The 19869-nt window shown below is 39.4% G+C and carries 14 protein-coding genes; 3 read left to right on the top strand and 11 right to left on the bottom strand.

What is annotated here, in order from left to right; all coding sequences use genetic code 11:
* Positions 1-140: 140 nt before the first annotated feature.
* Both RMY27_RS09670 and RMY27_RS09665 read right to left on the bottom strand, forming a co-directional pair.
* A complete protein-coding gene (locus RMY27_RS09670; protein WP_322662622.1) occupies positions 141-2342 on the bottom strand; it encodes a bluetail domain-containing putative surface protein in 2202 nt (733 codons plus the stop codon).
* 763 nt (positions 2343-3105) lie between these two features.
* Entirely contained in the window at positions 3106-4551 is a 1446-nt protein-coding gene (locus RMY27_RS09665; protein WP_322662620.1) for a deoxyribodipyrimidine photo-lyase, 8-HDF type, read from the bottom strand.
* A gap of 486 nt (positions 4552-5037) precedes the next feature.
* On the opposite strand from RMY27_RS09665, the gene RMY27_RS09660 reads away from it, so the two are divergent.
* Positions 5038-5592: an acireductone dioxygenase gene (locus RMY27_RS09660; protein WP_322662617.1), complete on the top strand. Its 555-nt coding sequence runs from the start codon at positions 5038-5040 to the stop codon at positions 5590-5592.
* Positions 5593-5622: 30 nt separating this feature from the next.
* Here the strand turns inward: RMY27_RS09660 and RMY27_RS09655 are convergent, their stop codons facing one another.
* The 9 genes from RMY27_RS09655 to RMY27_RS09615 all read right to left on the bottom strand — a co-directional run bounded on the left by RMY27_RS09655 (position 5623) and on the right by RMY27_RS09615 (position 15618).
* Positions 5623-6672 carry a glycosyltransferase family 2 protein gene (locus RMY27_RS09655; RefSeq protein WP_322662614.1) on the bottom strand — a complete coding sequence of 350 codons (1050 nt, stop codon included), beginning with the start codon at positions 6670-6672 and terminating at the stop codon, positions 5623-5625.
* Positions 6673-6801: 129 nt separating this feature from the next.
* Complete coding sequence (locus RMY27_RS09650) at positions 6802-7824, bottom strand: glycosyltransferase family 2 protein (protein WP_322662612.1); 1023 nt, start codon at positions 7822-7824, stop codon at positions 6802-6804.
* A 264-nt stretch (positions 7825-8088) separates the two neighbouring features.
* Positions 8089-8223 (bottom strand): hypothetical protein, encoded by a 135-nt coding sequence (locus tag RMY27_RS09645; RefSeq protein ID WP_322662610.1) that lies wholly within the window; start codon positions 8221-8223, stop codon positions 8089-8091.
* On the bottom strand, positions 8204-9193 hold the full coding sequence (locus RMY27_RS09640) for a glycosyltransferase family 2 protein (protein WP_322662608.1): 990 nt from the start codon (positions 9191-9193) through the stop codon (positions 8204-8206). The genes RMY27_RS09645 and RMY27_RS09640 overlap by 20 nt, the downstream gene beginning before the upstream one ends.
* Before the next feature lie 69 nt (positions 9194-9262).
* Entirely contained in the window at positions 9263-10231 is a 969-nt protein-coding gene (locus RMY27_RS09635) for a glycosyltransferase family 2 protein (protein WP_322662606.1), read from the bottom strand.
* Between the two features lie 145 nt (positions 10232-10376).
* Positions 10377-11441, bottom strand: coding sequence for a polysaccharide pyruvyl transferase family protein (locus tag RMY27_RS09630; protein ID WP_322662604.1), 1065 nt, complete (start codon positions 11439-11441; stop codon positions 10377-10379).
* Positions 11442-11561: 120 nt separating this feature from the next.
* Complete coding sequence (locus tag RMY27_RS09625) at positions 11562-12833, bottom strand: lipopolysaccharide biosynthesis protein (protein ID WP_322662602.1); 1272 nt, start codon at positions 12831-12833, stop codon at positions 11562-11564.
* Between the two features lie 47 nt (positions 12834-12880).
* Positions 12881-14173 carry an O-antigen ligase family protein gene (locus RMY27_RS09620; protein WP_322662600.1) on the bottom strand — a complete coding sequence of 431 codons (1293 nt, stop codon included), beginning with the start codon at positions 14171-14173 and terminating at the stop codon, positions 12881-12883.
* The gene (locus tag RMY27_RS09615) at positions 14170-15618 is read right to left on the bottom strand and encodes a hypothetical protein (RefSeq protein WP_322662598.1); all 1449 of its coding nucleotides are present in this window, start codon (positions 15616-15618) and stop codon (positions 14170-14172) included. Before RMY27_RS09615 ends, RMY27_RS09620 begins: the two co-directional genes overlap by 4 nt.
* A gap of 309 nt (positions 15619-15927) precedes the next feature.
* Between RMY27_RS09615 and RMY27_RS09610 the strand changes: the two genes are divergently transcribed.
* Positions 15928-18066, top strand: coding sequence for a hypothetical protein (locus RMY27_RS09610; RefSeq protein WP_322662596.1), 2139 nt, complete (start codon positions 15928-15930; stop codon positions 18064-18066).
* Between the two features lie 259 nt (positions 18067-18325).
* Positions 18326-19867 (top strand): ATP-binding protein, encoded by a 1542-nt coding sequence (locus tag RMY27_RS09605; RefSeq protein WP_322662594.1) that lies wholly within the window; start codon positions 18326-18328, stop codon positions 19865-19867.
* Positions 19868-19869: the final 2 nt, after the last annotated feature.

Below are 19869 nucleotides of genomic sequence, written 5' to 3'. Positions count from 1 at the left end.
TCTTTTCTCTGTGTTCTCTGCGCCTAATAAGGTTCATTGAAGGAGGCAAAAGGCAGGGAGCTTTCTAGCAAGGGGGATAATAAATCCAATTTGGACAAAAGGTACGAACCGACGCTCTAGTTTTGGTCAGCAGCATAAAGTTAGACAACTGCTAAATTATTCAAGCTGCCTTTATAGCCACTAATTTCAATCACAGCATCCGTGAGGGCAGAGAATCCATTAGTGTTATCATTGAGTGCCAGAAAAGTCTGCCCCTTATTGCCTGTACCAAGGGTAAAAGTTGCCGCACTTTTAGCTACAAAAGCAGTTGCAGTCAATATCTGTTGTACATCAAAAAGATTTAGACTCGCTACTTTGCCAAGTTGAACTAAATTAGCAGCGCTAACTGCATACAGCCCATCAATTTTATCTTGAGAAATATTCAAGTCAGTTATTTTATCAAAGCTAGATAGCAGCGAATCACTCAGACTGTTAAACACAAATTTATCAGCGCCACAACCACCTGTGAGAATATCACGCCCAGCACCACCATTGAGGATGTCATTACCATTACCACCAACTAGTTTGTCATTTCCGGCTAATCCAAAGAGTTGATCGTTGCCGTTTTTGCCGGAAATTTGATCGTTACCAGCCCCACCACTGAGTTCATCTGCACCGTTACCACCGTTTAAGGTAATGTTTGGCACATTTCCGTCTTTAGTGGTTTTGCTAATTAATTGACCATTGGTATCATACAGATAAGTAGCAACTGCATTAGTAATGCCATCACTGTTGTTGTCAATATCTGCGGAAATTAGTTTGCCATTGCGATCGTAGTTGAAAGTGGTAATCTCATCAGGAATGCCATCATTATTTTTGTCAGCTACCTGTGCAGCGAGTTTGCCGTTAGCGTCGTAACTATAAACGGTGACTTCATCAAATATGCCATCATCATTATTGTCAATTTTTTGTGATGTCAGCTTGCCGTTAAAATCGTAGCTGTAGATGCCAACTGCATCAATTACACCATCATTGTTGAAGTCATAGCTAGCGGATGCGCGTTCATAAGTAGAGGTTTCGACAAAATCAGGTTTGCCGTTGCCGTAGCCCAAGTATGTCCTGTTGCCCTTGGCATCATAAATAGAGATTTCGACGTATTCCGGTATGCCGTCTGCTTGGTAGTCACGGCTAAAGTATGTCTGGTTGCCCTTGGCATCATAAGTAGAGGTTTGGACATAATCAACTTTGCCGTCTGCTTGGTAGTCTGCCCTCAAGGATGTAAACTTGCCATTAGCATCATAAGTATAGGTTTCGACATAATCAACTTTGCCGTCTCCGTTGTCGTCACGGCTCTCGGATGTCTGGTTGCCCTTGGCATCATAAGTAAGGGTTTTGACAGAATCCGGTATGCCGTCGTCGTTAGTATCATAACTTATGGATGTAAACTTGCCGTTGTCATCATAAGTAGAGGTTTCGACATAATCCATGAAGTCGTTGCCGTCACGGCTATGGGATGTTTGGTTGCCCTTGGCATCATAAGTAAAGGTTTCGACATAATCCGGTATGCCGTCGCGGTTGTAGTCACGGCTATCGGATGTCAGGTTGCCTTTGGCATCATAAGTAAGGGTTTTGACAGAATCCGGTACGCCGTCGCCGTTGTTGTCATAGCTAGTAGATGTCAACTTGCCGTTGGCATCATAAGTAGAGGTTTCGATATAACCCGGTATGCCGTCACCGTTGATGTCAGAGCTATAAGATGTCTGGTTGCCCCTGGCATCATAAGTAAAGGTTTCGACAGAATCCGGTATGCCGTCGGCCTTGTTGTCATAGCTCACTGATGTCTTGTTGCCCCTGGCATCATAAGTATAGCTGTAGACAGAATCAACTTTGCCGTCGCCGTTGTCGTCAGAGTTCTGGGATGTCAGGTTGCCGTTGGCATCATAAGTAGAGGTGGAGGCATAATCCAGTATGCCGTCGCCGTTGTCGTCATGGCTAGTAGATGTCAACTTGCCGTTGGCATCATAAGTATAGGTTTTGACATAACTCGGTAAGCTGGGGTCGGCATCTTTGACATCACGGCTCTCGAATGTCAGGTTGCCCCTGGCATCATAAGTATAGGTTTCGACATTATCCGGTATGCCGTCGCCGTTGTAGTCAGAGCTCACTGATGTCTGGTTGCCTTTGGCATCATAAGTAAAGGTTTTGACATAATTAGTGCCGTTGACGTTGTTGCCATAGTTTGTGGATGTCCGAGCATAGCGGTAGGTAATAACTGAGTCTACTATCCCATCACCGTTGTTGTCTGTCCTCTCAGATATCACTTTGCCATCGATATCGTAAGTGTAAGTTGTGGTTGAGGTCATAAATTGGTCTTGTGTTCCTTATCTGTTTGATTCCAGTTGTGTACTGCTAAGTATTTTCTTGCAATTCCTATGTTCTGCAAAATCTTTTTATACTTACTTATTGTAGATAGTTAAATGTCTTTTTGCTACATCAGCTATGAAAATAACAATAAGTTTTGAGTCAATCTTTTTAATCACATTAACGCCGTGTGCAACTTTCTCTCAAATCTAACCCCCAACCCCTTCCTTACTAGCCTTAGGGAGCAAGAATCAAAGCCTAAAATATTTACAGTCATTGTGAGCGATCGCAATGACATTAGACTTCTTGGCATTTGTCGGGGTAAAGGGGAAGGTGGGGCCCCTGAAGGGGATAAGGGGCAGGGGAAAAGGGTAAAAAAAGTCAAAATCCTTTCCCTTTAACCTCTTCCCTTTTCCCTAAGAGTGCAAAAATATATTTTTGCAAGAGACTCCATGAGCTGCGCTCACAAGGAACAATGAAAATAATCTGGGAATGATTTTGCGTTGTTTCAGCCTCTATTTTTAAGGCAGGTCTATTGTGTAATTAATTCTGTCTGACTACTTAATTTAGATGCGATCGCCCTATAGCAAAATTTTTATTATGATACGGCGTTGCTGATTAGATGTATGAATCTTGGTTTAGAGACATTGCATTGCAACGTCTCTACAAGGGTTTTGAAATCACGCAAAATCATTTTTATACCTGAATTCAGCAACGCCTATGATACAATATCAACTCTAAACTAACATTAAAAAATTCACAATTTTACTCACCACTACTAAGAATTTTTTGCTGTTGATAACGTTGTTTAAACTGCTGTTGCTGTATTTTATGATCCACAATTGGGTCAGGATAACCAACAGCATGACGTTCTAAAGGTGGAATTTTTCCAGTAACTAAATATTCTGTATCTACAGACCGCAATTCTGATACCCATTGCCGAATATATTCCCCTTCTGGATCGAATTTTTGTGTTTGACTAGCTGGGTTAAAAATCCGTACAGGTTTAGGGTCCATGCCGCTAGAAGCACTCCATTGCCAACCGCCATTATTTGCAGATAAATCACCATCAATCAGGTGCTGCATAAAGTATTTTTCTCCCAATTGGGGATTAATTAGCAAATCTTTAGTAAGGAAACTGGCAACAATCATTCGACAACGGTTGTGCATCCAGCCACTTTCATTCATCTGGCGCATTGCTGCATCCACAATGGGGTAGCCTGTTCTCCCCTCACACCAAGCTTGGAAATGTTCTTCGTTAGTTTCCCAAGGAAAGTTCTTAAAGCTATCGCGGAAAGCACCATCAGCTAATTCCGGGAAGTTATACATTGCGTGTTGATAAAACTCCCGCCAAGCTAATTCCTGTTGCCATGTGCGGATATTAACTGCTGTTTCCTCACTGCGGCTATTTTCTAGTGCTTCTACCGTGGCTTGCCAAACGGTGCGAATGCCAATTACGCCAAATTTTAAAGCTGCACTCAATTGTGATGTACCGTCCACTGCTGGGAAATTTCGCTGTTCTTGATATTCAGTAATGGCTTTATTAGTAAATTCTTCTAATCGTTCTTGTGCCGCCGCTTCTCCTGGTGAAATAATTAATTGTTCATCCCAGATGAATCCTAAATCTTTTGCTGAAGGTAGTGCGATCGCTCCTGCAAGTTTGGCAATTTCCTGTTCAGCTTCCGTTAATCCCTCAACATTTTGCAGTGTTTCTACTGGTTGAGCCTTCGGTTTAGCAATCCAATTTTTCCAGAAGGGTGTGTAAACCGTGTAAGGACTGTTACTACCCGTGCGTAACTCCTCTGGAGAGTTGAGGATTTGATCCCAGTTTTGGTTAAGAAACTCAATACTTTTTTCTTTGAGGGCATTTATAATGGTGCGATCGCGTTCTTGCGAATAAGGTTCTACATCCCAATTCCAAAAAACAGCTTTGGCATTTATTGCCTCGGCTAAAGCTGGTATTGCTTGTACAGGATCGGCGTGGAGTATTAACAGCTGGCTACCAACTTGAGCATATCGCTCTTGGAGTTTCTGCAAACAACCAATCATATAAGTTATTTTCACAGGAGCAACATCATCCCGTTCCAGAAGATTCGGATCGAGGCAAAACACGCCCACTACCTTCGGACTCCGCCGTTTTGCCGCAGCCAGTCCCGTATTATCAGAAATGCGTAAATCGCGCCGATGCCAAAACAGAATTAAGTCAGACATTCCATGCTGGATATAGTTCACCCGTACTAGCTTAGATGCTAGTGGTACCAATAAGCATCATTCTGGCGATAAATTTATTCTTTTAATGGGCATTGGGCGTTAGGAGTGCTGTTAGCGGTAGCGGGGCGTTTAGCCCGTGCTGAGTGCTGAGTTAGGAGTTAGGAGTTAATATCTGATTCGTAAGGCTACTCAGACCTCGTAACGATCTGAGTTTCAGCGAATAAGTGCTTTATTGACTAAAATTCCTGAAACCCTTACAAGACAAGTACTTTACTTGAATTTACAAATTAGCTCTAAGAGTTAAGAGTTAGGAGTTTTGTTTATCTCCTTGTCCCCTTGTCCCCTCATCTCCCTCATCTCCCTCATCTCCCCTGCTCCCTGCTCCCCTGCGCCCATTCCCCTATCCCCGGTTTGTCAATCGGGAATAGTGGCTTTTCATCTTAAAATTGAGTATACTCTTCTTAACAGTTAATTAGTCTTTTTGTCATGGCTAACCTACTACTTGACGACGGTACGATTGAAAGCGATTTAGACGAAATAGCCCGCGAACTTGCGCCTCTTGGCATTCAACTCAAACACTACGACCCAGGAACATCGCTACTCTTCCCTAATCTGCTAGACCAGGACGTATTAACTGAGGCTGAGAAACGTTATTGCGTAGAACTCCATAACAGCGTTTTTGAATTTCTTCAGCAAGAAAATGGCGCTCTTTGGTGTGACTTACTAAATGTGCATCCAGGTTCGTTCAATCTTCACAATCTGATCGCAACCTACGGTCGTTACCATACTCATCCTGCGCCTGAACCCGTCTATGTGTTGGCAGGAGAAATGATTTATGGCTTTGTGCGAGCTGATGGCAGCCAGGTACAGCTTTTAGTTCAGGCACAAGACTATCTTTATATCCCCGTCGGCGTTGAGCATTGGTGCAGCCCAACTGCATCGTTGAATTTCAAAGGGATACGCTATTTTGCAATTGCAGAAGGTTGGGTTCCCAATTATACAGGGACTCAAGTGAGTGATTCGATTCAAAAGCCGCGTTAAAGCTCATTTATACACGTCCTTTGACCCACCTCACGAAATCGCGTTGCTCCCCCCTAAGCCTTGTGAAATGCGCTGTCTTTGAGTATATCCTGTAGTCTTTAAAGCAACAGTCTCGATTCGACTGTAAAGGAACTGGGGCAAAAGCCGAAGGAAATAGGCAGCTCCCAGGGTCAAAAGTGTACGGCGTGGTTCTTTAGAGAGAATACGCCAGTTGGTTGCTAATGCTCGATTCACCAACTTCACAGCCATTGCACCATCTTGCAGGCTGACTGCTCTACGCGCTAAGTACCGCAACTGGTAAGCTCTAGCCAGTGTTTCCCATTGATTAACTATTTCTGGAGCGTATAAACGTGCCCTAGAGATTGCCAATTCCCAAGAATCTAACTGCTTAAGCAAGTTTGCTGATAGTCCCCCTGAATTTACCCTATATAAGGTCAAAGCTTCAGGAATGCCCTCTATTTCCAGATCGCTCTTAACAGACATCCGAAACCAACATTCAACATCTGTTGAGTCACCATTAGTATGACGCGATCGCTCATCGAAATAAAAATTTTCAACTGTACCGTAAAGATTGTCTTGGAATTCAATAGCTTCAAAAACTTCTCTTCTAATTACTGCTACCGAACCATTGCTGACTGGATTGCGGCAAAGGATAATCGCTGGAGTTATTCCCTGCATCTGAGGCATTTGATAAATACCTAAAGGGTTGCCATTATCATCAATAAAAGCAGAGCGACTAAAGCTTACCCCGACATTAGGCGAATTATCTAAATGCTTAACGTGTTTTTCTAATTTTTCTGGCAACCATAAGTCATCAGCATCTAAAAGAGTTAAATATTCTCCCTGTGCATGGCGAATACCAGTGTTTCTTGCCCCAGGTAGACCCCGATTCTTTTGACGAATAATTTTAATTCTAGGGTCTGTAAATTGCTGACAAATTTCTATACTCTTATCAGGAGTACCATCATCAATAATTAAAATCTCGAAGTTTTCGTAAGTTTGTTCAAGAGCTGATTGCAGTGTAGCAGCTATATATTTTTCTGCTTTGTAAACCGGAATAATGATAGAAACTTTCTTCATTGTTGACTATTCCCATGTATTTGATTTAATTAATATCTAATTAAATTTACTATGCATTATGCCAGAAATTTAATGATGCTTTAGGTATAGAAAGTTTTTAATCATTTGTAAAAAAGTTCTTAATTATTTCTAGATATCTTCTTGAAGAATACGGCGTTTTTGGTTAGCCCCTACTATATTATTTGAAACCAGAGCTTCAAATTTATTGTAAACATTTTGAGGTAAGAGTAAAAGTAAATAAGCAGCTACCAGTGTCAAAAGTGTACTTCTGGGATTTTCAAGAAGAATATGCCAGTCAGCTATTAAAGCTCGATTAATTAATTTTACAGCCATTGAACCTTCTCGTAGTCTTACGGCATTACGAGCTAAATACTGCAACTGGTAAGCTCTAGCTAGTGTTGCCCCTTGAGTAAATATTTCTGGAGCGTAGGAGCGTGTCTTTTCAATTAGCTTTTCCCAAAAATCTAACTGCTTGAGCATATTTGCTGAAAGCCCTTTTGAATTAACCCGATACAAGGTTAAGGGTTCTGAAATGCCCTCTATTTGCCAATTGCTTTTAATGGAAATCCGAATCCAAAATTCGTTATCTTCTGATTGGAGTAAGCGTTCATCAAAATAACAATCTTCATTAGTACCGTAAAGATTATCTTGGAATTTAATCGCTTCCAGAACTTCTCTGCGCATTACCGCAGCCGAGCCATTACCAACCGGATTGCAACTGAGTAAATAGGATGGCGTGATTTCTTTAAGCTTGGGCATCTGATACGTACCTAAAGCTTGTCCAGCTTCATCAATAAAAGCAGAACGACTGAAGCTAACACCGACTGCTGGTGAATTTTCTAAGTGAGCAATCTGTTTTTCTAACTTTTCTGGCAACCAAAGGTCATCTCCATCTAAAAAAGCTAAATATTCTCCTTGAGCATGGCGAATACCAGTATTCCTAGCTCCAGATACTCCTCGATTTGCCTGGCGAATAATTTTAATTCTGGGGTCAGTAAATTGTTGACAGATATTTATACTCCTGTCCAAAGAAGCATCATCGATAATTAGAAGCTCGAAATTTGTATAGGTTTGCTCAAGAACGGATTGTACAGTAGCAGCTATATATTTCTCGACACCATAAACCGGAATAATTACAGAAACTTTTTTCATTTTCCAGACCGACTTTAGTTTCAGTTTGCTCTCAGGTTTTACTGGTAGTACAGTAATCTTTGATATGGCAATGGGAATACTATCTGATGGATACGATCGCACCTTCTAGTGATAGCATCTAAAAAAGTGAGATATTTATCCACCTGGCTATCCGTCTAGTTATAGGACGAATCTCACCTCCTCATTTTTCACCGGATAGTGTAAAATATTCCTTCTAGTATTCGTTATTTAAAGCAAATACCGTATTTAATAATACATTTTATCCTACGTGTAGATAGTCCGATTGAAATTCTTAGCAAGCGATCGCTCCACCATTATCCAGAATAAGGCTGAGTAACTATCCCATTGAGTTACCAAGTGGCAAATACTACAACTTACCTCAACCGATTCTTTTTTCATCAATATTTAATTTTTGAACATGAGTAACGCGAATTTTACTAATAATCTGGAGCAAGTATGCAGAAATATTTTCTACAAGTATTTTTTTCAAAAACAATTTAATAACTAGCTTTTGAGTTTCCTTTTCCAGGAGAATTTTTGGATATAGCTGAATTGCCTTCCCCAATTTTTTACTTGCTTTTTCAACTCCTTCATCACCTGTAATTCTTGTTAAGCAGAGCCTACAAGAATATCGGTAAACATAAGCTAAACTATGATTTTTCAAGATTTGAATTTCTGGCGCTCCTGATTGAAAAGCTCGCTCCAATACTTTGAACTGACAGTCTTCCATAAATTCAACTTTAGATGACATTGAATTTGAAGATTGGCGATAAAAAATCTGCGGTTTGCTAACTACAACAAACGACCATGTTGCAGCTAAACGTAGCCAATAATCCCAATCTGCTGCTCCTGATACTGAAGGTTCAAACTCTCCTACAGATTCAATCGCTTGCTTACGGATTAATGGATTTGAACCACTAGCAATAAAGTTCCAGGTTAATAAATTTGCCAAAACCTTACCTTGGAAAAAGATCGGCTGATCCAGATGGCAATTTCCAGTTTGTTCATCCATAAAATAAGTCCAGCTATAAGCAACACCTGCCTCTGGATTTTTCTGCAAAGCTTCTAACTGAAGTTCTAGCTTATCAGCTGTCCATAAATCGTCAGCATCAAGAAAGGCTATAAAATCTCCCTTGGCATGAGAGATACCACGGTTACGAGCTACTGATAAACCTCCATTCTCATAGGAAAAGACTTTTATACGACTATCTTTCAACTCATCCAGTAGTGTAAGAGTTTTGTCTGTTGAACCATCATTGATCACAATTATTTCAAAATCAGAAAAAGTTTGTTGTTGTACTGAGACAATTGTATCGATAATTGTGCGCTCACAATTATAAGCGGGAATAATGACAGATATAGTTGGCATATTATTTCAATAAGTTGCTAAATTTTACTAGCGAATTAGTATCAAAAGGTTGCTTTCTAATAACAGTTTCTATTGCAGCCTTGGAACCGCAACAGACCTAGCCAAAGAAAAAGGTCGAGTCAAGTACTTAGCAATTCGAGGAGAAAGGACTTGCATTACCAGCCATTTCATTAAATAACGCTGAGTTACTCTTTCTCGCAAAATCTGAGGATATAAAGAAAGCGTCTTCCACAATTTACGACCAGCTTGGTTGACCTGTTCTCTATTAGTCACATTAGCCAGTTCCATACCCGTTAAATATTGATAGATATTTGCTAGGCTTTGATTTTTAAGATTTTGTAACTCTGGCGGTGCTGCTTGAAAGCCTCTCTCCAAGACAATAAGCAAATATTTCTCCATTTTCTCAACTTTAGTTGACATAGATTTTGAAGAGTGACGATAGAGAATTTGAGGTTTGGGAACTACTGCAAAATCCCAGTGCTGTGCTACACGAAACCAATAATCCCAATCTTCCACGGAAGAAAGTGTTGGGTCGAATTCTCCAGCAGATTCAATTGCTTGTTTACGAATTAAAGGATTGGAACCATTGGAAATAAAGTTACTGAGTAATAATTTGTCATACACATTACCTTCATAGACTACATTATGACCAGGGTGAAAAATCTCTGCTGTTTCACTCATGTTCAAAGTCCAGCTATAAGCAAGTCCTGCCTCTGGATGTTTTTGCAATGCTGCTAGTTGTAGATCTAATTTATCAGGTGTCCATAAGTCATCGGCATCGAGAAATGCAATAAACTCTCCAGTGGCATGAGAAATCCCACGATTACGAGCTACTGATAGACCAGCATTGCTGTATGAAAAAATATTGAGACGAGAATCTTCAACAGTCTTCAATAGTTCTAAAGTCCGATCGGTTGAGCCATCATTAATAACAATTAGCTCAAAATCAGAAAAGGTTTGTTGAAGAACGGATTTTATCGTTTCTAAAATAGTGCGTTCAGCATTGTAAGCGGGAATAATAACAGATATAGTTGTCACGTCGCTTCGCTCCGAATTAAAAATTAATGAGCCCCAGAAATAAATTTAGTTGCTCTGTATCCTTTTCGTTTTCGGTCATAGAGTTTAACCTGATGGAAAATAAAAGGATTTTTGTAATTCCTAGTGTAAGGAGAGCATAAACTAGTTAGTTTGGGAATAGTTCCAAGAGTTCTTGTGCAGCCACCTGAATTTGTGAAGGTTCTTTGACAAATCTGCAAAAGGGAATTGAGTAAGTCCAAGCTTGATAAAATGCCTCATTTTTATGGTAAGCATTAGGTAGAAAGACATGAGGAATACCCATAAGAATGCAGAGAATATGTCCGTGCAAGCGGTTTGTAATAATTAGACGATGCTGCTTGAATTGATACATTCCATGATGCATATAACTTAAGGATTTAAGATGCATTGAGGAGTTATATAAGCTATTGAATCCAAAGGAATAATGATGGAAGTATTTCCAGAGATGTCGATATATCCACTCACTAGGAATCACTGTGCCTTTTTGCAAGCCTTCCCGAATTCGCTCCATGCGTTCAGTTGTGTCATATTTGAAAGAAGCCCAATCTTCTACAACTAAATTAGGGATGTTAATAGAAGTATGAGAATTAGTTAAATTTAACTCTTTGTCATTTCTATAGTGATACAAAATAGAGTTGCTGTGGTTATCTCTCGATAATAGGCCAGGTAAGTTGACCATTTGAAAAGCCATATCGGGTGCTTTAATTACCTGACAGTTGTAAAAATATTTTAGAGCAAGTTCATAGCTGTATTCGTCACGGACAAATAAAGTCAAATTAGGATGTGAGTTGAATACATTTGCTGCTTCCATTAAATTGGTTTGTTCAACAAAATAAATACTTTGTGGTAGGATGATTATTGGTCGATCCCGGTATTTGGAAATAATCTGTTCACGAAATTTTTGATGAGCAGTCCAAAGATCGCCTAAATTCCCTCCTCCTTGCAGGAAAATAGGAGATTTTCCAATTCTTTCTTCCATTACTTTGTTAGAAAAGTTATTAGGACTGGCAGTATATTTAATTTTTGTTTTTTGTACATTTATTAAATAAAGTACAGTACCTAACCCAATAAGATGATCGCCAATATTAGGATAGTCAGGATAGTCTAGTAATGCACACTCTTGAAATGTCTCTAATTTTCCTAGTGATTTATGCAGAAGTTCTTTCAACTGTTCCGGTTGGTGGTTAGCCATTAATTTTAGTTCCTCGTTGTTATTCGTTATTTCTCAATGAATGAGTGTAGCTAGAAGCTATTTCTATAAAAAGCCAAATTTTTATTTAGCTTTAATTAAATCCTAAAAGCTATTTAATTCTTATTTTGCAATTGATAAAGATTGAGTTTTAGATAAAATATATTTACTAGCCCAAATACTGTAAAGAGGTAACGCTAATAGATGAGTCATTAGCACCGCAACAGCTACCCAAAAAATTCCCCATTTCACAGCTACTAGTAATGAAATTGTAAAAATAGTAGTAAAAATTAGGTTCCAATAAAGATTAATGTGACTTTTATCTACAGAGTTAAGTAACATAGAAGCGCCATCAGCAAATGGGCGTGGTAACGCTGACAAACAGATAACTATCAATATTGGAATTGCTGTTACCCATTTTTGCCCAAAAACAATTGGGACATAAAATGGAGCTAGACTTGACTGTAGCAAAACTAATGGAAATACAATTAAGGCAAATGTTTTGAGGCTACTAAAATAACGTTCTTGAAACTCTTTAAAGTTTCCCCTAGCGGCACAAAGATGGGGGTATAAAGACCAAGTCATTGTATTTATGACATTCATGCTGATTCCTAACCCAGCATTGAAAGCGAAATAGTAAATTCCTAGCGCTTGGACTCCTAAAAAACGTCCAATAATTAAGTAATCAAGATTAGCTCTTAGCTTATTTAGTAACTCAACGCCAAGAATATTTCTAGCATAACTAACGACTTCCTGCCACTTATTAAAACTAAACGACATGGTAGGACGCCAAGGATGATTCATCAGATTGATAACAATCCATACTGGAGTCGTAATAACAATAGGTATAACAACAGCCCACATTCCCATCCCTAATAGAGCTAAAGCTATAGTGAGAATATTAATTAAGATTGACTGCGTGGCATTGCATAATGCTGTAATTTTCAGGCGGTTCTCTCGCTGGATTAAGGCAGATTGAACTGCAAAGATTGGCAGCATTAAGTAGACTAATGCCATAATGCAGATAGGTAAGATAACTTGGTTATTACTATAAAACAAAGCAACTGGTAAAGCAGCAAGACACTGAAGAATAAACATTACTCCACATAGTATCCAATTAAGCCAGTAAGATGTCTGACAAATAATTTTTAGATCCTGCTCTGATGCCTGAACAATCTTAGAGCCAATTCCCGCTCTTAAGGTAAAAACAGTTGCAAATTCATTGGTAGTCAAAACGATTGCAATCAATCCATAATCATAGGGATTTAACAGTTGAGATAAAGTAACTGTTGTTCCCAATCGGAACACACGATTCACTAACTCTGCTCCCCCCATCCAACCAATATTACGCAAATATTGACTAGATACTTTTTGCCTTAGCTTTTTGATTAACATGAGGGCATCCTTAAGAGACAAATAGATATTTTTTATCAAGTTAAAATTTAAATATAAGCAGCTTCAGGCTTTTTATGAAGAGAAGGTTTAGGAGGCTGTACTTCTTCTTTAAATGCAATTCCCATGATGATTAAACCGGGATAGTATAAATAACCTAAAGCCTCTTGGCTATCATTAAATGTAAAAAGTAATAGAGTAACAAGAAAATACAATGCTCCCCTGGCAGTTGTGCTTTTCTGTGCTTTAATCAGCAAAACTATAAAACTCAATAAAATTGGTACTAAAAAAGCAATGAAGCCAACTATCCCTTTAACAAACAAGAGACCAAACCAAGTATGGTGAGAGCCGATAGGCATTTCTGCTAAAACTTTAGGGCCTGGTGCTTCTCGAAAACCATGACCCCATATAGGAGCTTCTTTCCATTTCTCTAAGGCAATTACACCTAAAGCTTCATGCACTCGTGAAGAGTCCGGTCTAGCATTATAAAATGCTTCTTTAGTATCCTTAATAGCACTCACAACTGCCGTGCTAAAAATACCTGCTAAAAAGCTAACAAATCCGAGCGCAATTTGCGTAGTAGGTTTAGTAATTTTTGTCAGCAATAAAACTAATATGAAAACTATTGGTAAAGCTATAAAAGATAAGCGAGAAACAGATACTATACTCATAGCTAAAGAGCTGACCATACCAATCCAGCGCCACTTCTTGTTAGGTTCTTCAAGAGCAAGGAAAAAGTAGATGTTTCCAATAAGACCTAGCGCAGGTGCCCAAGGTGCGAATAGAAATAGACGGACATTATTCGTACCGTAATCACTACCATAGAGATTTACATTGTAAAAAAGCTCACCATTCTGTATTAATCTTTCAATTGGAGAAGAATATAGGTGTGCAGGCAACTGTAATATCCAAGCTAGATAAAAAAGGGGAATTAAAATCAAACTTTGAAGGCATAAGATACAGACGGCTCTATAGATTAGTTGTGGTCGAATATTGAGACAGCCGCTTAATGGAAATAGTGCTAGCAAAGCCCAATCTGTAAACCAATTGATTAATGACCTAAGAGTTTGATTTGTACCTACATCATAAGTTATACAACCTAAAATTGTAGCGATCGCTATGACCAGAATAGAGACAATCCAAACCCAATGCATCCAATAAACTTTGATTCTTTTGTCAATACTAGTGTGCGCTGTTTGGTTCCAAAGCCGCTTACATAGGTAAAAAAACAGTATCCAAGCTAATACGAAATTTACAGGATATAAAATACCAATAAAATAAAATACATAGGTACTAATTATCCAATACCAAACAAGACTTTCTTCAAAGTTTTGAGGTTTCATTGTTCCATTCTCTTCCTCTCTGTACTCACAGTCTTATCAGATATTAAATTTTTGCGTTCGCGCCACCAAAGTAACACCAGCCCAAGGGATACGAAAAGGGAGCCTAAAGTTGAACCGAGTAAAACCAATTTATCTTTTGGTGAAGACGGGTTCTCAGGTAATGTAGGCTGTATCACAAGTTGAATCAGTGGATAAGAGCCAAAGGTATTCGACTTGCCAATATCTAGTCTGGTCAAATTGGAGGAAAAGACCGCTTCCGCAATTTGCACATTTCGTTTCAGCGAATCCAAGGTGGTCTCCAGCTGTGTTAAACGCTTGAGCCTACTCTCAAGCTGGTTAATCTGTTGTTCTATTGCTTGAGCTTGGGCGGTAAATCCCTTTTGGTTTGCCTGAACTATAACTAGTTCTTGGGAAAGAGCGTCTCGAGGAACGCTGTTACCAGAGTTATTGCTACTAAGACTTAACTGCTTTAGAACTGCCAAAGTGAATTTTCGCCCTAAAAGAGACTGACCTCGAACTAGCAGGGCCTCTTGAGCAGCGTCTCTTTTCGCTTGCTCTGCAATTAATGTTGGATGGTTAGGCAAAAATTTGGATTCTAAAACAACCACAGAAGCGCTAGCATCACTATAATTTTTTAAGTTCTGTTGAAATATCTGGTCTGTTTGAAGGGTAAAAGCATCTGTAGCTTGTCCAGCAGATAGTTTTAAATTATCCGATAATTGTGCCAGACGAGTACTAGCCTGTTGCTGTTGACCGATTATCTCAGATCGTTGTCTACGTAGCTCTTCAATATTGGTTGTAAGATTCTTAATTTGATCTTCAGAGTTCAAACCTGAACGTGCTTTGTAATCGGCAAGGCGCTTATGAGCAATTTCTAATTTTTTTTGCGAAGAAATTAGGGATGTTTGGTAACCTATATCTCTTTGAACAGCTTCTTGATTTCGTAGTATGTTGAGTCTTGCTTGCAAGGCTTTGTAAAAAGCTAAAGATTTATTTTTAGCTTCTTGGGGACTCGCACCTTGGAAGTCAATGCTCATCATGGAAGTATTAATTATTAGCTTGAGCCGAGGTTTGCCAAACTCTTCTAAAGACATATTAAGTTGATCCGCTGCCGCTTTTAATATGGGGTCGCTTTCAGCAATAAATTTATAAATTTCTCTTGGATCTTGAGAAGAAAGAGCAGCGTATGGAGACACATTTTCATAATTAGCATTGCCAATGCCTGGTAAATTAATATTGGCATTTGACCATGCTCCTGGCAGATTAATAGCTGAAGAACTAGTGTAGGTCGGTGGTGTAAGCTTTAAATAGAGGATAGTTGAAGTCCAAAATGCTATGTTGGTAGCTAAACCTAGAAGTAAGTAACGCTGCCAACATCCTTGTTTCGTTACTAATTTTCTCAAACTGCTAGGGTAACCCGCAGAGATTTCTGTATGATTGGCCATTAAAAATCCTTTAAAGTCGGGAACTGGCTGCGGAATTACAAAATCTAGGTGGGGTTTTGCGATTCGCCTAAGTAAACTTACAGGATCGTACTACATGGTTGCTTAAAAATTTATTAATAATTCTTATTAAAGTTTCCTTCTTAAACAGCAATGACAAAACTGCCTGATGGTCAATATTGTCTCAATGCAGACAGCATCCTCCAAGGTTCAATAAAATTATCCACCCAGATATCCACCTAGCTGTACCTGATTTACTTTACTTTAATTTACTTTTTGTAAAGTAAATTAAAGTAAATACTTGCAAATCTCATGAAAATAGCAATGAGCGATCGCCGTTTCTGGAGGCTATTAGGGAAAACAACTTGTATTGCTATACTTGCACTGGTTATTGTCGTCAAATTTACACCCCTTAAATCTAGTTGGAGTACTAGATCAGGCTATCACTGGACTAATGTCTCTATCGGAGGAGGTGGTTATGTTACAGGCATTTATTTGCATCCACGAGAGCGAAATTTAGCCTACATCAGAACTGATATGGGTGGCTTTTATCGTTGGAATTCAAAAAATTACAAATGGATTCCGCTAACAGATATATTTAGCTTGCAACACAGCAATTACTACGGGGGAGAAGGCTTAGCACTTGACCCAAATAACCCAGATATTGTATATATTGCAGCAGGTAAATATACTAGTAGTTGGAGTGGGTTAGGGACAATTTTTAAATCGAGCGATCGCGGTCAAAACTGGAATAAGCTGAAAATAGACTTGCCAATGGGCGGCAATGAAACCAAACGTTGGCTAGGAGAGAGGCTAGCCGTGAATCCCTTTAATTCCAATGTGATTTTATTTGGCTCGCGATTGAATGGGCTATGGAAGTCTTCAGATGGTGGCACAACATGGGGCAAACTTAGCTCCTTTCCCGATAAGTCGGAAGCGAAGATTGGAATTGCAGGTATTGTATTTAGCAAAAATGTGTCTGGACTAGTCTATGCCAATGCCTATGGAGATGGCATATATAAATCCACTGATGCGGGTGTTACCTGGAGCAAAATATCAGGAAGCCCATCACACGTGAATCGAATGGCTCTGGCAAAGGACAAAGTTTTGTATGTAACGCATAGATCAGGTGTCAGCAAATATGCAAACAGTATTTGGAGCGATATCACACCAAGTAACGCGAAAACTACATTTAATGCCATTGCTGTAGATCCAAACAATCCCAATCACCTTTTAATTGTTTATGACCAGTATGTTTCCACAACAAACCATCGTGTAATATTTCAATCTACTGATGGTGGAGCTACATGGCAACAGAAACAGCGTACCTTGAAACCTCAAGTGCCCTGGTGGCCTGAGTGGTATTTTGCCTCCGCAACCTCAGCTATTGAGTTTGACCCAAAAACTCCTGGACGGTTATGGTTAACAGACTGGTATGGAACATGGCGGACAGACAACATCAACGCAGAGTCATCTGTTTGGTCGAACTATGAAAAAGGACATGAGCAGATAGTTAGCTTCGCCCTAGCCTCGCCTCGAAGTGGCTCTAAATTGTTGAGCGGTGTTGCTGATACGGATGGGTTTAACCACAGCAATGGGCTAGATGTCTACCCATCTACACAGTTTGGCGGTAAAAATAGTCCTCGTTTTCAGGATACCTATGGTCTTGCTTATAGCGAAAGCAATCCTTCACGAATGGTACGTGTTGGTGGTAATCGATGGAACAATACTTATACGGGAGCAACTTCGAAAGATGGGGGACTGACATGGAAAAAATTTTCCTCGTTTCCGAAGAACACAATACCGTTGCGTATAGCCATGTCAGCTACAAATCCAAATCTATTTGTCGCCATTATTCATCGAGGACAGGCTATTCGCACAACCAATGGCGGATTTTCTTGGAGCAAAGTATCAGGATTACCCAAAGGACCTAAAGGCCCGTGGTACTGGGGTCAACCATTAGTAGCTGACAAATTAGATGGCAACACTTTTTACTACTACAGCAGTGGCAAGTTATACCGTAGTAAGAATGGAGGTGCATCCTTTAGGATTGTAAACTCATTATTGCCTTCAGAAAGTTGGTCTATGCTCAAAACAGTTCCGGGTGTTAAAGGCGAAGTCTGGCTCAGTCTTAATTCTCACGGACTTTATCGCTCAACAAATGGCGGTGTGAACTTTGCCCAGATTCCGAAAGTGAAGAAAGCTTATTTATTCGCTCTTGGTAAGGCACAGAAGGGAAGCAAAATTCCTGCACTGTATTTGTATGGGGAAATTGCTGGTATGGGCCAAGGAGTATTTCGTTCTCTCGATACAGGAAAAACATGGATGAATATCGCCTTTTTACACCAACCTATGGGCAATGAGCCTAATGTAATGGAGGCTAGCTGGCAGAAATTCGGACTAGTCTTTATTGGCACTAATGGTAGAGGAATATACCGAGGGAGTCCGTAAAAAAATACTATTGTTTACCCAAAAATTAATAATTTTTGTGCCCTATGTTAATTTTTGTAAAAAACATAGTAGTATGATTTTTGCAACGTTATTTAATACAATTGTGTTGTTAATACAAGGTATATTGATATGTAGTATATGTATAGTTAACGCTTATGGAATGACAGCTTAATATCAGCAAAGCTTTTACAGGACTGTAGTATACGGATATAAATTAGTATTTTAGTAACTTTGATTAAGGTGGTAGAAATATTAAGTAGTGATAGCTATTAGCTTGATACCTTTCTTAATTCATCCATCTAGGAAAGGTAATTTTTTAAAACCTCTGCATACTAGTATTTTACTGCTAGTGTTGTGTTTATTAGGACAGCAAGTCTTCAACCTCTTGATAGCACATCTAAATCATGAAGTATATGATCGGGTAACTCATGCTTTACTTGTAAGGCAAGAAGGAGAACGTCTACTCAATGCTGTAATAGATAATCAAGAAAAAAGTTTTCTAGAAAATTCCACTCAGGGACAAATTAATGCTATAAATTATCGTCAGAAGAGGCCCAGCTTCCACAACAGCTTCAAAAACCTGTACAATCTCGTACAAGACAACCCCGATCAAATAAAACAACTTGATAAAATTATATATATATATAACCAGTGGCAAAAAGAGTTGAAGCAAAAAGCGCTTTCTGTTTCTGCCAGCAACTCTGCTCTGACAAAAAGCACTTTATTTGATTCCCTGCACAACGAGATTGGGAAACTCATTCAGCACGAAGAGATGCTTTTGAGGGTTCGCAAAATTCGTGTAAAGTATTTGAATAATATTAGCACTGCGATCAATATTTTCAGCACATTAATCATTTTGTTAGGAGCAATTTTAAATCTCCAGTTGTTGCATTGGCGAGTCAAACTTCCATTAAACAAATTGACCCAAGTTTGTAAACTTTGGCAAGCGGGACAAATGGAAGTGCAACTGTCCCATTCTTCTCTAGATGAGATCGGGCAACTAGCTGGAGTTCTTAACGCGATCGCTGATAAGACTCGTCATCGTCAACAAAGTATTGAGGTGCGTAACCAACAGCTTGAAGACATGATATCTGCACTTTCCCACGACCTACGTATTCCTTTACTTGCCACTCGTAACACTTTAGATTGTATGCTCAAAGGAGCTTTTGGTTCAGTAAATGACACTTGGAAGGAAGTTTTTCAAGAGTACCATGAAGCTAATGAGGATCTGCTTAAGCTTGTGGAACTCCTCTTAGATATCTCCCGTTATGAAGCCCGCAGCGCTTGTTTAATGTGCGATCGCTTGAATTGGGAAAAGATTTTAATTAAAGTAATTGGTCAGATAAAAGCAACATCTACACGTGAGTTAGCCTTCGTTTGTAAAACTTCTCAATTGCTGCCAACTGTCTATGGTGATGAACTAGAAATTCAAAGAGTTTTACAAAACTTACTTGATAACGCTGTGCGGGTAAGTAAACCTAACGGGGAAATTCTGATTCAGATAACGCCTTATGGAGAAGAGCAAGTGCGGGTTTCGGTGTGTGATTACGGTCCAGGAATTGCACCGCAAGCTCAGGAAAAGTTGTTCCACCGCTTTATTCAAGGACGAGGGCATCGTGGAAAAAGTGGGCTTGGTCTGTACTTATGTCGTCAAATTATTGAGGCTCACGGAGGAAACATTGGCGTTGAAAGTTCTCTTGGAAAAGGAAGTACTTTCTGGTTTACTCTCCCAAGTGCCATAAATAAAGTTGATTGCAACGATGAACAGAATATAACCACATGTACCAAGAATGATACTTAATA

The organism is Nostoc sp. DedQUE09 (genome assembly GCF_034530915.1).
GTDB lineage: Bacteria > Cyanobacteriota > Cyanobacteriia > Cyanobacteriales > Nostocaceae > Nostoc.
The sequence above is the reverse complement of the archived record's forward strand: the minus strand, read 5'-3'. Positions and strand labels throughout refer to the sequence as shown.